The organism is Telluria sp. GW821-FHT07G12, from assembly GCF_059418525.1.
Window position 1 is genome coordinate 470,806 of the sequence record NZ_JBWKQA010000002.1, and the last position, 14,162, is coordinate 484,967.

Here is a 14,162-nt window from a genome sequence, read left to right on the forward strand (position 1 = left end):
CGGAATGCGTATGGCTGACCAGCGATCGTATCTCCCCTAGCCGTCCGGGCGCAATCGGCGAGCGTTGCGAAAACGATACTCCTCAAGGAGCGGATCGGCCGGGCCCGATGATCCGGAATTCGCCGGCCAGGTGCATCATGCTCATCAGGTAGAGCATGCCGTCGAAGTAGCGCTGTTCGCCGGCCGGCATCGGGGTGTTCCACAGCTCTCTGAGGAAGGCGTCCGGCATCTGGCCCGGCGCCGCCGCCAGCGCGCCGACGGCGGCGCCGGCCAGCATGCCCACCGAATGCCGGGTCGACAGCGGGCGGCCGTCCAGCGTGTAGCGGTCGGCGAAGGACTGCAGCCCCTGCGTGTGCAGGAAAGCCTGCAGGCGGTCGCTCAGCTGCCGTTCGCGCTGGTCCTTGCCCCACCAGCTGTAGTCCACCGACCAGTTGCTGATGGTGCGCCAGCTGTCGTAGGCGAAGGAACCCGGGCTGCCGTCCCAGCCCGGCAGCGGCTTGCCGTCGAAGTCTGCGCGGTCCGGCCCCAGCCCGGTGACAGGGTGCGAGACCTTCACGAAATAGTTGCGGCTGACTTCGGCGGCGCGCGCCCAGAAGGCGCGGTCCTCGGCCGGTCCCCAGCGCGCCCACAGCTCGTAGAAGGCCGGCAGGTGGTAGGACGGGTCGCTGCCGGGGACGTTCGTCTCGGGCACGAAGCGCACCATGTGGCTGGCCTCGTCGACCATCGGGCCGACCGTGACCTGGCGCGGCGCGTGGGGCGGGCGCCGGGGCGGCCAGGGTTTGCCCTGTTGGGCGGCGAGCGCCTGTTCGCTGCGGTTGTTGGGGCTCGGCCAGGGCTGGTCGGGCTCGACGAAGGGAGGGTCCTGCGGATGGATGCGGAGGGGCGTGGTGCCGCTCGCCATCGGGTGGTGGCGCATGGTGCGCAGGATCTTGTCGGCTTCCGCCCGGTAGTCGTAGATGCCCTTGCCGTTGCCCCAGCGGTTCGCGGCGAAATACAGCGCCATGACGTAGTATTCCTCGCCATCCGGCGCGGCGCCGGTGGCGCGCGGGCTGCCGTCGGTATTCATCGACCAGGCGAAGTAGCCGTGCGAGGGATTGGCCGGGTCGGTGGTCAGCATATGCGTCTTCGACCAGTTCCAGAGCGCGTCGAACTCGCGCTTCTTCCCCAGCTGGACCGCGATCATCATCCCGTAGCTCATGCCTTCGCTGCGGGCGTCGTTGTTGGCCCAGTCGGTGATGTAGGCCAGCGGACCGTCGGCGTTGGCGCCGGTCTCGAAATACACGCGTTCTTCCTGGCCGTCGCCATGGAAGAACTGCTGGAAGGCGCGTTCTATCCTGCGGTGGGTTTCTTCGGGTTTGATGCCGAGGCGTTCGGCGAACAGGTTGGGGTAGCGCTGCGAGGCGTAGGCGCCGGCCGCGGCATAAGAGGGCATGCTGCAGGCCAGCGCGGCGGCCACGGTCGTGGCGAGGAGAGTTTTCCTTATCATCTCAGGCCGCCTTCACGGACGCCGTCGCCGCTGCAGCCTGGCTCGCGACATAAACGCCATGCTCCGGCATCTTCGCCACCGCCTGCGCAATCAGGTCGCGCAAGCCGGCAAAGTGGCCGTGCACCACGCGGATATCGACGCGGTCGACCTGTGGATCGTAGCGCTTCGGCACCACGCCGAGGCCCATCATCATGGCCACCCAGGAGGGCTCGGCGAAGCCGGCGCGATCGAGGATCGCCACCCGGCCGGTCTCGCGGAACAGCTCGATCTGGTGGCGCAGCGAGTCGGGAATCTTCATGTTGGCGCAGTAGTGCCAGAACGCCGAGTCGTCGCGCGTCGTCAGCTTGTAGTGCAGGACGATGAAGTCGCGCACCGATTCGTAGCGCCCGCCCATCACGCGGTTGAATTCGTCGGCCAGCTCCGGGCGGCAGTCCCGGTCCGGGAACAGTTCGAGCAGCTTGCCCACCGCCGTTTCGATCAGGTTGATGCTGGTCGATTCGAGCGGCTCGACGAAGCCAGCCGACAGGCCGATCGCGACCACGTTCTTGACCCAGGACTTGCGCCGCCGCCCGGTGACGAAACGCAGCTGGCGCGGCTCGTCCAGCGCGGCGCCGTCGAGCGAATCGAGCAGCACCTGCCGCGCCTTCTCGTCGCTGGTGAAGGCATTGCTGTACACGTGGCCGTTGCCGGTGCGGTGCTGCAGCGGGATGCGCCAGATCCAGCCGGCTTCCTTCGCGGTGGAGCGGGTGTAGGGCGTCAGTTGCGGCGCGCTGGCGCAGGGCACGGCCAGCGCGCTGTTGCAGGGCAGGTACTCGCTCCAGTCCTCGTAGCCCGCCTTCAGTGCGCCTTCGATCAGCAGGCCGCGGAAGCCCGAGCAGTCGACGAACAGGTCGCCTTCGATACGGCGGCCGTCGCGCAGTTTCACGGCGGTGACGAAGCCGCTTTCCGGATGCTGCTCGACCTCGACGATCATGCCTTCGATGCGCCGGGTGCCGCGCGCCATGGCATAGTCGCGCAGGTAGTTGGCATACAGGCCGGCGTCGAAATGGAAGCCGTAGGAATAGGCGTCAGTCAGGCCGGGCGTGTCCTCGTTCGGCGGTACGAACTTGCCATGGCGCGCCATGACCGCGGCCATGGCCCAATTCTCCAGGTCCGGCATCTGCTTGAATTCGCGCGCCAGGCGCAGCCAGTGCATGTGCGGGGTGAAGCCGGCCAGCGGCGGGCCGAAATCGCCGAAGCCGTGGAAGAAGCGCTTGCCCACCTGGCCCCAGTCCTTGAACTCGATGCCCAGCTTGAAGCTCGCCTTGGTCTTCCTGACGAAGTCGGCGCGGTCCAGGCCCAGCGCGTCGTTGTAGATGCGGATCGTCGGCAGGGTGGCTTCGCCGACCCCGATGGTGCCGATTTCCGGCGATTCCACGACCGTCACTTCGCAGGGGTGGGTGGGGTCGCCCGCGAGGCGCTGCGCCAGCGGGGCCGCCGTCATCCAGCCTGCGGTGCCGCCGCCTACGATGACGATTCTGCGGACCGCGCCGCCGTGCGTGTCATTGCTGTTCATCCGGTCTCCTGTCCTTGTTCTCGCGCGCATGGGCGCGTCCTTTTGACACGAGTGTAGAGCAGGCGGCGGCTAGCGGGCAACAGAAATGTTTGCGTATAACAAACTGTGGTATCGGCGCTCCGACCTCAGTGCTCGAGCGATTGCAGCGCGGCCGCCACGTACACCAGAGGCGCGTTCCAGTTGATCGCGACTTCGTTGCTGGCATAGCTGCACATGTCGTCGAGCCAGGACAGCGCCGGCAGCGCCGACGGATAGGCGGTGCGGCAGCCGGCGAGGTCCTGCTGGCCCGGATTCGGGCCGCCGACCAGCATGCCCGGGAACGGCGCCGCGATGCCGTCGGCTTCGGAGGGCCGGTGATGCGGATGCAGCGGCGAGCGCGCGCCGAAGCCGGTCACGAAGGACACCCCGGGGCCATTGCGGCCGAGGACATAGTCGAGCGCCGACTGGGCCGCGTTCAGATAGTCCGGCCGCGGGGCTAGCCGATACGCCGCCACCAGCATCATCGCCTGGTTCAGGATCACGGCGTTGCTGCCCCAGACCAGCTCATTGCGCAGCATGGTGACGCGGTAGGGCGAGGCCTTCCAGCGCGCCGCCAGGGTTTCCGCCACGGCCAGCAGCTGTGTGCGGGCCGGGCCGGCGTCGACGCCCTTCGGCAGATGCTTGCGGTGCTCGAGCAGCGAGATCCAGCCCAGCATACCGACGTTCGCCCAGCCAGGCGCGGTCTCTGCGGGCGTGGCGGTGTAGGCGGCGCGCGTCCGATAAGCGTCCTTGCCGGTGGCGATCAGCAGTTCGGTGGCGGCCCAGGCGAATTCGTCGTCCACGTTCTTGTCGCCGTAGGCGCCGGTCAGGATGTCGGCCGGCTGCTCGTACAGCAGCTGTGGGTGCGCCTCGGCCCAGCGCCAGGCCGCTTCGGCCGCCGCCAGGTAACGCGCCGAGCGGCCCGGCTGGCGATCGTCGAAGGGCGCCAGCACGCGGCTCGCGACCGCCATCACGGCCGCGAAGTCGAGCGTCGCCGCGGTGGTCTTCTGCACCACGTAGCGCGGGGTGGTGGCTTGATCCGGCATGACGAAGGGATCGAAGACCTTGTTGGTCAGCTTGTGATAGACCCCGCCGTCGTCGGGGTCCTGCATGCTGATCATCCACTCCAGGTTCCACAGCGCTTCGTTGAGGATGTCGGGCAGGCCGTTGCCGGATTCGGGCAAGTTCAGCGGCAGCTTGTTGAACCAGGCCGGAAAGTGCTCGTAGGCCGCGAGCAGGGTATAGGTGCTGATACCGGAATTGACGATGTACTTGTTGTAGTCGCCGGCGTCGTACCAACCTTTCGGGCTGGAGATCACGGCGCCGGCAGGCCGCTTGCCGGAGGCGGCGGAGGGGTGGACCAGCACGTGGGTATCCGGATGGCCGAGCGGCCGCGCGTAGGGACCGGCCACCGCGGGCGCGAGGGCGATGCCCGCGCGGTTCAGGGTATAGCTGCGGATGGCGGCGATGTCGAGCTCGCGATACACGTCTGGACCGACGGCGAAGGGCGCCGAGTCGGGCAGGCCGGCCACGCGGATGCGGTAGCGGCCCGGGGTGCGCAGCGCAGAGAATTCGGCGACCCTTACGCTTTCGCCGGACGCATCCCAGGTGGCGGCCCCTTGCAGCCTGCCGTCGAGGACAGTCTTGCCGCTGGCGGCGTCGACCACGCTGAAGCGGGCCTCGGCGCCGCCAGGCGCCACCGCCAGTTTTTGCGCCGCCGGCAGGAAGCCGAGCTGATTCAGCTTGATGCCGGCTTCAAACGCGGCGGACGCCTGGGAGGCGCCGGCCAGCATCAGAACGGCGGCAATTCGGGGTGCAAGATGGGCCATGCTGTCTCCTGATTGAAATCGATTTCATGTTACAGTGGCAACTCGGGCGAGGTCAACGCTTACACAGCTGAACATGAAAACAACGAGACGCAGCTTCATGGTGTCCATGGGGCTGGCCATGGCATTTCCGGGACTGGCGCAGGCCAGGGTGCAAGCGACCACGCGCGGCGCGTGGCAGGACCTGTCGCTATGGTACGAGCACGCCGCCGGGCCGTGGCTGGAGGCACTGCCGGTCGGGAACGGGCGCCTGGGCGCCATGTGTTTCGGACGCGTCGCCCAGGAACGCATCCAGCTCAACGAGGACACGCTGTATGCCGGCGGGCCCTACGATCCCAACAATCCCGCCTCGCTGGCCGCGCTGCCGCGGGTGCGCGCCTTGATCGACCAGGGCAAGCATGCCGAAGCGGCGGACCTGATTTCCTCGTCGATGATGGCCGTACCGGCGACGCAGATGCCGTATGGCGCGGCCGGCGACCTGCTGCTGGATTTCGAGGGATTGTCCGGTGCGAGCGCCTATCGCCGCTGGCTGGATCTCGATACCGCCATCGCCAGCACGCGCTTCAGCGACGGCAAAGTCCAGCACCGGCGCGAAGTGTTCGCCAGCGCGCCGGACCAGGTGATCGCGATCCGCCTGAGCGCCAGCAGCGGCACGATGAATTTCGACCTGGGCTATCGCCACCCGCGCGTAACCGAGTACGGCGGCACGCGGGCGCCTGGCGCCGCACCCGTCTCCTGGGATCATCGCGAATCCCCGCAAGCGGAGCAGCGCCCGGCCAGCCTGTCGCTGCGGGCAGACGGCGGCGATGCACTCCTGATCGAAGGCCGCAATATCGCCGAAGCCGGGATTCCCGCCGCGCTGCGCTACGCGGTGCGGATCAAGGCGCTGGGGGACGGCGTCATCACGGCACGCGGCGACCGCATCGAAGTGCGCGGCGCCGGCGCGGTCACGCTGTTGATCGCGTCGGCCACCAGTTATGTGAATTTCGCCGACGTCAGCGGCGACCCGGTGGCCGCCGTGCGTGCGCGCAGCGAAGCGGCTGCGGCGAAGCCGTATGCGCAGCTGCGCAAGGCGCACGTGGAGGCGCACCGGGCCCTGTTCCGCCGCCTCTCGCTACGCATCGGGCCCAGGCAGGATGCCGCACCTCCCACCGACCGGCGTATCGCCATGGCCGAAAAGCAGCCCGACCCGGCGCTGGCCGCGCTCTACCTGCAGTACGGCCGCTATCTGCTGCTGTCGTCCTCGCGTCCGGGCAGCCAGCCGGCCAACCTGCAGGGCCTGTGGAACGAGGGTGTGAATCCGCCCTGGGGCGGAAAGTACACGATCAACATCAACACCCAGATGAACTACTGGCCGGCGCAGGCCGCGAACCTGGGCGAGTGCGTGGAACCCGTGCTGCGCATGGTGGAAGACCTGGCCGTGACCGGCGCCGTCACCGCCCGCAAGTGCTACGGCGCGCGCGGCTGGGTGGCGCACCACAACACCGACCTGTGGCGGGCCGCGGCGCCCATCGACGGTCCCTTGTGGGGCATGTGGCCCTGCGGCGGCGCCTGGCTGTGCCAGACCCTGTGGGACCATTATGACTACCACCGCGACGAGGCCTGGCTGCGCCGCATCTACCCGCTGCTGAAAGGCGCCTCGCTGTTCTTCGTCGACACGCTGGTGGAAGATCCGCAGGGGAGGGGCCTGGTGACCTCGCCGTCGATCTCGCCGGAACACGAGCACCATCCGGGCGTGGCCACCTGCGCCGGCCCCGCCATGGACCGCCAGATCGTGCGCGACCTGTTCGGCTGGACGCTGCAGGCGCATGCGCTGCTCGCGGACGGCGATGCCGCCTTCGCCGGCCAATTGCAGGCGATGCGCGCGCGCCTCGCGCCCGACCGCATCGGCGCCCAGGGCCAGTTGCAGGAATGGCTGGAAGACTGGGATGCGCAGGCGCCCGAGCAGCAGCATCGCCACGTCTCTCACCTGTACGGCGTCTATCCGAGCGAACAAATCAATGTGCGCGATACGCCGGCACTGATCGCGGCATCGAAAGTCACGCTGAATACGCGCGGCGACAAATCCACCGGCTGGGCGACCGCGTGGCGGCTCGCCTTGTGGACCCGCATGGGCGAAGGCGAGCGCGCCCACGCCATCCTGCTCGGATTGCTGGGCCCGGAGCGTACCTATCCGAACATGTTCGATGCACACCCGCCGTTCCAGATCGACGGCAACTTCGGCGGTGCGGCGGCAATCCTGGAAATGCTGGTGCAGTCCTGGGGCGGGGAGATCCGGCTGCTGGCGGCCTTGCCGCGCGCCTGGCCGGAGGGGGCGCTGCATGGGGTGCGTGCGCGCGGCGGGGTGGAACTGGATATCGAGTGGGCGCAGGGGCGGCTCAGGCAGGTGCAAGCGCGTGGGCGGCCGGGGCAGCTGGTCAAGGTCCGTTATGGGCAGCGCTTGGTCGAGCTGAGGCTTGACGCCATGGGGCGTGCGGCGATGGTCCCTGCATCCTGATGGTATCCCGTGCCGGACCCCAGGCGGTATAAACGAGGCCTGCGTCGAGGCGTCCAGCCAGGGTATTCGCAAGCATGTCCGGCGCTGCGCTCTTCAGCGTCCCATCCTCGAAATACGATACCGCTTCACCCACCTGGTCGAGGCAGCTGACCGCCAGATTCAGGGTCGCCGCGATGCCAGGGTGGAGCAGGGCGTCGGCAAAGTCCGCACGTATCGTCCGTTCCAGCAGGTCCAGGTCCAGGTGGGCGAAGCGGAGCGCGCCCTGGAATTCGTTGGGGACATTGGTGGGATCCTGGATGCCGGCATAAGGCTTGCCCGGCAATTCGCGGGACAGCGGTCCGGCGCCGTGGCGCGTGAGGTAGGCGCGGGTCACATAGGTAATATCCATTGCCCCGATGCCGGCTTCCGCGGCGACGTCGAGCGCATTGCGGACGCCGGTATGCGAGCGCGTCACGTAAGGAAACGCGCCGCGTTCCTGGTCGAGCAGCAGGCCTTGTGCGCCCTCGAAGACGACCTGCGCATAGTCCGCGAGCATGGCCGGCCGCGCGGGCTGCGCCGCCCGGCGAAACTGCATCGCCGTGTGTGTGTAGCGCTGCATGGCGGCGTCGCTGGCGAGCCACTCGGCGGCGTCGGAGGCGAGGGCCGGGATGCCCAGCTCGGACAGGCGCCTCGGCACATAGTCATCCCTGATTGCGGCCAGCCGGTGCAGCAGATAGCCGGCGCCATGGCGCAAGTCGGCGACGGTCAGCGAAAAATCGGGGTCGAGATTGCGTTCGACGGTCTCGCCGAATCCCATGCCGCAACTGCCGTGGCGGCCGTCGCCGCGGTGGCGTTCGACGATCTGGTTGATCAGGATGTCGTAGAGAGTCGATACGGGCGCCCGGTCGTCGACGAAGACCGGCGGCAGCGTCGGCAGGCCGGCCGCCTCCAGGCTTGCGGCCTCCTTGAAGAACATCGCCGGGTTGCACACGAAATGACGCGACAGGAAGGTCGCGGCGCCGGCCAGGGCGCCGCTGCCCATGTGCGAGAACACGTGACGTGCGCCGCCCGGCGTGGTGACGGTGTGGCCCGCCTGCGCGCCGCCATTGAAGCGCACCACGATGCCGTCTTGTCCGGCAGCGGCGACGTGGTAGTCGGTCATCAGGCCTTTTCCTTCGTCGCCGTAGTTGGCGCCGATGACGGCTTTGGCGGTTCGCTTCATGATGCGCCCTCAGAAACGTACCAGCCCGAGGAGGTTCTGGATCCGCCTTGCCGGCAGGGTGCCCAGCGCGTGCGCCACCACGACCGAGGTGTCGCCGCTCCAGCTTTTCGCCACCGTGTCGCGGTCCCGTCCCTCGTTGACTTCGATTGCCGACACCACGACTTCGGCCAGTTTGCGGTAATCCTTCAGCCGCAGCACGCGCTGGCCGAGCAGGGCATTCCACTTCTTGACGACCCGCGACAGATTCCCGCGGGCGTAATTGCCTTCTTCGACAATGACGTGGAAGACGTGGTAGGTGCGCGAGACCAGGGTCAGTAACTCGCGGGACGTCAAGTCGCGCTGCAGGGTATCGCCGAAGATCGCCGCAGCGTGGGCGGCCAGCAGTTCCTCGGGCGGCTCCTCGTCGCCAACGGTGAACAGATAGCCCTTCTTGTTGCGTTTTTCGAAGCAGTCGATCTGCGTGTGCTGCGCCGCGAAATACCAGGGCAGGTGATAGCCTTCGTGGTTGTTGCCGCCGCCGCCTTTCTCGAGCCAGATCATCTTGAGCTGGTCGGCGATGCGGATATCGGCTTCGAACTGCGTGATTTGCAGCGGCGCGTCGTCGTGATACGAATCGCCGATGCCGCAGGCCAGGATGTGTGGATCCGATACCGGCTTGCGTCGCAGGATTTCCTCGACCAGCGTGCCCAGGCCTTCGCGCGCCATCGAGTCGGCAATGATGCCCATGGAGCCGGTCACGTCCAGCCCGATGATGATCGCATTCGAGTTCGGATTGGCCAGCGAGTCGCGCGACTCCCGGATCACCCCATAAGGATTCAGGGCGGGGTGCATGCCCGACGACGTGAAGATTTCCTCGGTTCGTTTGCCAATCGTTGCCGCCGACGCCCGCTTCCAGTCGTCTGCATCCCAGCGCATTCCACCCATGATGTTCTCCTTAACCGTAGATATCGCTTTGTGTGAGCGGCAGTACGGCGAAGCGACGTGCGCCGAAGCTGTCATGAAGGATCTGGGTTCGCCAGGTCCGGTATTCTTCGATGGGATTGTCCGATGCAGGCAGCCGCAGCCAGTCGATCATGGCTTTGTTGGCGGCACTTTCTCGCGCCAGACGGGTGCCGGTGACGTCACCCAGCAGCTCGCGGCCAATCGCGCGCACCAGTTCCAGATCCGTGCGGACGCCGGCACGCCTGCTGTCGAGGAGGTCGTGCGGCCCCCATTCGATGGTGCCTGCGGGCGCCGCGACCATGGGCTCGCCGGCCCGCGCTGCGTACCACCAGCCGCCCAGAATGGCGATGCTGTGATCCTGCGGCGACATGAAGCAGGTGTCCGGCGACAAGGCGTTGTGCGTGAGCCCCGCGTAGTCGAGATAGCAGCACAGGTTCAACAGCGAACTGACGACCCAGGCGACGTGGCGCGGATCCATGCGCCCGCTAAAGTGCTCGAGCACGTCGCGCAGCAGCAGGAGGTCGGGCGCTTTGCGCATGACGATGACATACGCGCTCGCAGTCTGGAACGCGCCGGCGAAAGGGAAGGCCGGCAGATGGCGGGAAATCTGCTCGCGCATGCGGTCGTCGGCATAGGTGAAGCCCTTGATCGCGCGCTCGGCACCGTGGACCAGGTCGGCATGTGCGCGATCGATCTCGAATGCGACCACGCCGTTCGCCACGTACATGCTGCCCAGTTCGAAGCGGTGGCGGCGCACATAATTGATCTCGTAGGATTTGCCGTCGACCGCGCTGAGCCGCACGGTCCCGCGGCCAGGCCAATCGCCGAGTCCGAACATTTCCTCCGCCTTGTCGACCATGCGCTGGATGTGCTGGAACACGGCATGCGCGCTGGGATCGCCACTGCGGTCCGGATGCCACTTCATCGCAAGTGCGCGATAGGCCTTCTTGACCTCGTCGGGACTGCCCTTGAACAAGCGCTCGGGCCTGTCTTCGGGAATCGCCAGCAGTGCGTCGGCAGAATAGCTTGTGAAGTCGGGGTTCATGCTTGTCTCTCCATCGATGCCTCCAGCTTACCATGTTTATCGTAAAATGCAATAAACAACTAACAAGGCCCATTGTGATTCTTTATTGCAACTGCGACGACGTATCGTATGATCCTCACGTTAATCGCAGCTGACGACAATCATGAAACATTACGAAGATCCGCTGGCCTTGGTCGATGTCACGCTCTTCACCATCCAGGACGGGCGACTCTCGCTGTTGCTCGCTACCCGCAAGAACGAGGAGGAGCCATATTTCGGTGCGCTGGCGCTGCCTGGCGGTGTCATTCATACGGACGAGGACGACGATGCGCAGGACGCGGCCCGGCGTGTGGTCCGCACCAAGCTCGGCATCGATCCGCCTTACCTGGAGCAGCTGTATACCTTCTCCGGCCGGCTGCGCGATCCGCGGCGCTGGTCGCTGTCGGTCGCCTATTACTCCCTGGTGCCCGAACAGGTGCTGGAAGAGACGAGTGTCGAAGGACTGGAGTTCGTGCCCGTAGAGTGCATTCCCGACCTGCCTTTCGACCACAACGAGATCGCCGCGATGGCGATCCGGCGGCTGCGCAACAAGTCGACCTATTCCTCGCTGCTGACCTTCCTGCTGCCGCCGGAATTCACGATTCCCGAACTGCACGCGGTGTACGAACAGGTGACCGGCTCGACGACCAACATCGCGGCATTCCGCAAGAAGGTGCTGGACGAGGGCATCATCGAGTCGACGGGGCAGCGGCGCAAGGGCGGGCAGCACCGGGCACCTGACCTGTACCGGCGCAAGGAGGCTGGGCTGCAGGAGTTGAAGCGGACGATCTGAGAAGGCGGATGACAGCGCGCTGATCCGGGCGCCACGGCAACCTTCTCCCTCACCGGCGGTCGAAGCATCGAAAAGCATCAAGCTTTCCGGAGCCAGGCTGGCGCGGGTCAAGCCGCTGCCAGCGGCACGCTATGTCGTGTTTCACTGCGCCGACCCGATGGACGGCTCCGATGTGCAGGCGCCGCAATCGACCTATTACGAGAGCATCGACCTGACGGAGGCCGTCCATCCCCAATCGATACTGGCCTACGCGCTCAACGACGAAGCCCTGCCGGTCAAGAACGGCGCGCCGCTGCGGCTGCGCGTCGAGCGCCAGCTCGGCTACAAGCAGGCCAAGTACCTGATGCGGATCGATCTCGTGGAGCGCCTCGATACGATCCGCGGGGGTGGTGGCGGCTATTGGGAGGATCAGGGCTACGAGTGGTACGCGGGCATCTAGCCGCCGGCCAGCCGGCTACAGCAGGAAGGCGGGTCCGCCGTTGCCGGGCAGGGACGTCCTGGCGTCGGTCTCGTCCTTGAGCTGAACGCCGGTCAGCTGTCGCCTGCGCGCCTCGTCGAGCAGCCAGTGCAGCTTGCCGGCCGCCTCTTCGACACTTAATGCCGCCGGCCTCACGTTCGACATGCAGTTGCGGCGCTCGTCGGTCAGGCCCACGCGCGGCGCCCAGCTGATGTACAGCCCCATGCTGTCGGGGGAGCTCAGGCCCGGCCGCTCGCCGATCAGGACGACGACAATCTTCGCACCCAGCAGTTCGCCGATCTCGTCGCCGACAGCTACGCGGCCCTGCTGGACGATCGTCAGCGGCGCCACGGTCCATGCCGAAGTATCCAGCCGCGCCCGCAACGCCTGCAGCATGGGCGCGGCGTTCTGCATCATCGCGAGGGCCGACAGGCCATCCACGATCACGAGCGCGAGATCGCAATGCGGGGCTTGCGTGCCGCCGCCGCGCAAGGCGCACAGGGCCTCGCGCGAGGGCGCATCGAGCCGGCGTCCGAGATCGGGCCGCTGCAGATACACGTTGCGGTTTTCCGCGGCGCTGTGCAGCACCAGCGGGGCTTGCGCTGAAGGCCACGCCTGCGCCAGCGCCGCGCTCAAAGCAGCGGTATCGAGCGCCTCGTGCACGGCGTCGCGCGCCCGTGCATGGGCCAGCTGGAAGTCGAGCTGGGCGCGGGTGAGCTGGCTGATGCCTGTGCGTCCAAGCGCGATGCGGGCGGCCGTGAACCGGCGCAAGGTCTGCCAGGGATCCGGAATGATCTCGTCCATGTCCTCTCCTTCAGCGCAGCTGCAACGCGGCCTGAAAAGCCAGGGGCACCGAGCGGCCCAGCGCGGCCGGCCCATCGCCGCTGAAGATGCCCATCTCGCGTAGCCAGGCATCGAATTCCGGCGCCGGCCGCAAGCCTAGCACGCGGCGCGCGTACAGGGCATCGTGGAAGGACGTCGTCTGGTAGTTCAGCATGATGTCGTCGGCGCCGGGCACGCCCATCACGTAGGTGCAGCCGGCCGCGCCCAGCATCGTCAGCAGCACGTCCATGTCGTCCTGGTCCGCTTCGGCGTGGTTGGTGTAGCAGACGTCGACGCCCATCGGCAGGCCGAGCAGCTTGGCGCAGAAGTGGTCTTCCAGGCCGGCGCGGATGATCTGCTTGCCGTCGTACAGGTACTCCGGGCCGATGAAGCCGACCACCGAATTCACCAGCAGGGGCTTGAAGGCGCGGGCGACCGCGTAGGCGCGCGCCTCGCAGGTCTGCTGGTCGAGGCCGTGGTTGGCGTTGCTGGAGAGCGCGCTGCCCTGGCCGGTTTCGAAGTACATCACGTTGTCGCCCAGCGTGCCGCGGCGTAGGGAGAGGGCGGCATCCCGCGCTTCGCCCAGCAGCGCCAGGTCGATGCCGAAGCTGGCGTTGGCCGCCTGGGTCCCGGCAATCGACTGGAACACCAGGTCGACCGGCGCACCCCGTTCGATGGCGGCCATCGTGTTCGTCACATGGGTCAGCACGCAGGACTGGGTCGGGATCGCGTGGCGCGTAATGATCTCGTCGAGCATGCCGACCAGCCTGACCACCTGCGGCACGTTGTCGGTGGCCGGGTTGATGCCGATGACGGCGTCGCCGCTGCCGTACATCAGGCCGTCGAACAGGCTGGCCGCGATGCCAGATGCGTCGTCGAGCGGGTGGTTGGGCTGCAGGCGCGTCGACAGGGTGCCGGGCAGGCCGATCGTGTTGCGAAAGCGCGTGACGACGCGGCACTTGCGGGCGACCAGCACCAGGTCCTGGATGCGCATGATCTTCGATACCGCGGCCGCCATCTCCGGCGTGATACCGGGGGCAAGGCGCGAGAGCGCGGGTTCGTCCGCGCCGTCGCCCAGCAGCCAGTCGCGCAGGCCGCCGACGGTCAGGTGGCGGATAGGCGCGAAAGCCGCTGCATCATGGCTGTCGACGATCAGGCGCGTGACCTCGTCGGTCTCGTAAGGCACCACCGCCTCGTTCAGGAAAGTCGTGAGCGGCAGGTCGGCGAGGGCCATCTGCGCCGCCACCCGTTCCTCGGCGCTGCCGGCCGCCACCCCGGCCAGGTAATCGCCGGAACGGGCAGGCGAAGCCTTGGCCAGCAGCTCGCGCAGGTCCGCAAAGGTATAGGTCCGGCTGCCGACTAGGTGGGTAATCTGGCTCATGGCGGATTCGCTCCGGTTGCATAAATAGTACTTTCGTATAAATCCTGCCACATTTCCGCTGCAAGCGTGAGCCTATCCCGCACAAGGGAAACAACGGATAATAGCGCCTTGATTATTCAAG

11 protein-coding genes are annotated in these 14,162 nt (G+C 67.0%); 3 read left to right on the forward strand and 8 right to left on the reverse strand.

Annotated elements, in window-relative coordinates; all coding sequences use genetic code 11:
- Positions 1-82 precede the first annotated feature (82 nt).
- The 3 genes from AC07PE_RS10300 to AC07PE_RS10310 form a co-directional block, all read right to left on the reverse strand.
- On the reverse strand, positions 83-1,486 hold the full coding sequence (locus AC07PE_RS10300; protein ID WP_498763855.1) for a family 8 glycosyl hydrolase: 1,404 nt from the start codon (positions 1,484-1,486) through the stop codon (positions 83-85).
- A 1-nt stretch (position 1,487) separates the two neighbouring features.
- Positions 1,488-3,041: a tryptophan halogenase family protein gene (locus AC07PE_RS10305; protein ID WP_498763857.1), complete on the reverse strand. Its 1,554-nt coding sequence runs from the start codon at positions 3,039-3,041 to the stop codon at positions 1,488-1,490.
- 125 nt (positions 3,042-3,166) lie between these two features.
- Complete coding sequence (locus tag AC07PE_RS10310; protein WP_498763859.1) at positions 3,167-4,888, reverse strand: glycoside hydrolase family 9 protein; 1,722 nt, start codon at positions 4,886-4,888, stop codon at positions 3,167-3,169.
- A 73-nt stretch (positions 4,889-4,961) separates the two neighbouring features.
- On the opposite strand from AC07PE_RS10310, the gene AC07PE_RS10315 reads away from it, so the two are divergent.
- Positions 4,962-7,382: a glycoside hydrolase family 95 protein gene (locus AC07PE_RS10315; protein WP_498763861.1), complete on the forward strand. Its 2,421-nt coding sequence runs from the start codon at positions 4,962-4,964 to the stop codon at positions 7,380-7,382.
- Here the strand turns inward: AC07PE_RS10315 and AC07PE_RS10320 are convergent.
- The 3 genes from AC07PE_RS10320 to AC07PE_RS10330 are packed head-to-tail and all read right to left on the reverse strand — an operon-like array spanning position 7,303 to position 10,570.
- The gene (locus AC07PE_RS10320; protein ID WP_498763863.1) at positions 7,303-8,583 is read right to left on the reverse strand and encodes an adenylosuccinate synthetase; all 1,281 of its coding nucleotides are present in this window, start codon (positions 8,581-8,583) and stop codon (positions 7,303-7,305) included. The genes AC07PE_RS10315 and AC07PE_RS10320 overlap by 80 nt on opposite strands.
- Before the next feature lie 9 nt (positions 8,584-8,592).
- A complete protein-coding gene (locus AC07PE_RS10325; RefSeq protein ID WP_498763865.1) occupies positions 8,593-9,507 on the reverse strand; it encodes a hypothetical protein in 915 nt (304 codons plus the stop codon).
- A gap of 10 nt (positions 9,508-9,517) precedes the next feature.
- Entirely contained in the window at positions 9,518-10,570 is a 1,053-nt protein-coding gene (locus AC07PE_RS10330; RefSeq protein ID WP_498763867.1) for a DnaJ domain-containing protein, read from the reverse strand.
- A gap of 142 nt (positions 10,571-10,712) precedes the next feature.
- Between AC07PE_RS10330 and AC07PE_RS10335 the strand changes: the two genes are divergently transcribed.
- Together AC07PE_RS10335 and AC07PE_RS10340 are read left to right on the forward strand one after the other, a co-directional pair.
- Positions 10,713-11,381, forward strand: coding sequence for an NUDIX hydrolase (locus tag AC07PE_RS10335; protein WP_498763869.1), 669 nt, complete (start codon positions 10,713-10,715; stop codon positions 11,379-11,381).
- Between the two features lie 97 nt (positions 11,382-11,478).
- Positions 11,479-11,820 (forward strand): molybdopterin-dependent oxidoreductase, encoded by a 342-nt coding sequence (locus AC07PE_RS10340; RefSeq protein ID WP_498764758.1) that lies wholly within the window; start codon positions 11,479-11,481, stop codon positions 11,818-11,820.
- A gap of 15 nt (positions 11,821-11,835) precedes the next feature.
- Here the strand turns inward: AC07PE_RS10340 and eutC are convergent, their stop codons facing one another.
- Together eutC and AC07PE_RS10350 are read right to left on the reverse strand one after the other, a co-directional pair.
- On the reverse strand, positions 11,836-12,642 hold the full coding sequence (eutC, locus tag AC07PE_RS10345) for an ethanolamine ammonia-lyase subunit EutC (protein ID WP_498763871.1): 807 nt from the start codon (positions 12,640-12,642) through the stop codon (positions 11,836-11,838).
- Positions 12,643-12,652: 10 nt separating this feature from the next.
- A complete protein-coding gene (locus tag AC07PE_RS10350) occupies positions 12,653-14,041 on the reverse strand; it encodes an ethanolamine ammonia-lyase subunit EutB (RefSeq protein WP_498763873.1) in 1,389 nt (462 codons plus the stop codon).
- Between the last annotated feature and the right edge of the window lie 121 nt (positions 14,042-14,162).

Bases quoted from the DNA above. Each gene is read 5' to 3' on its own strand.
- AC07PE_RS10300 (WP_498763855.1), bottom strand. From the start codon at position 1,486: ATGATAAGGAAAACTCTCCTCGCCACGACCGTGGCCGCCGCGCTGGCC.
- AC07PE_RS10305 (WP_498763857.1), bottom strand. From the start codon at position 3,041: ATGAACAGCAATGACACGCACGGCGGCGCGGTCCGCAGAATCGTCATC.
- AC07PE_RS10310 (WP_498763859.1), bottom strand. From the start codon at position 4,888: ATGGCCCATCTTGCACCCCGAATTGCCGCCGTTCTGATGCTGGCCGGC.
- AC07PE_RS10315 (WP_498763861.1), top strand. From the start codon at position 4,962: ATGAAAACAACGAGACGCAGCTTCATGGTGTCCATGGGGCTGGCCATG.
- AC07PE_RS10320 (WP_498763863.1), bottom strand. From the start codon at position 8,583: ATGAAGCGAACCGCCAAAGCCGTCATCGGCGCCAACTACGGCGACGAA.
- AC07PE_RS10325 (WP_498763865.1), bottom strand. From the start codon at position 9,507: ATGGGTGGAATGCGCTGGGATGCAGACGACTGGAAGCGGGCGTCGGCG.
- AC07PE_RS10330 (WP_498763867.1), bottom strand. From the start codon at position 10,570: ATGAACCCCGACTTCACAAGCTATTCTGCCGACGCACTGCTGGCGATT.
- AC07PE_RS10335 (WP_498763869.1), top strand. From the start codon at position 10,713: ATGAAACATTACGAAGATCCGCTGGCCTTGGTCGATGTCACGCTCTTC.
- eutC (WP_498763871.1), bottom strand. From the start codon at position 12,642: ATGGACGAGATCATTCCGGATCCCTGGCAGACCTTGCGCCGGTTCACG.
- AC07PE_RS10350 (WP_498763873.1), bottom strand. From the start codon at position 14,041: ATGAGCCAGATTACCCACCTAGTCGGCAGCCGGACCTATACCTTTGCG.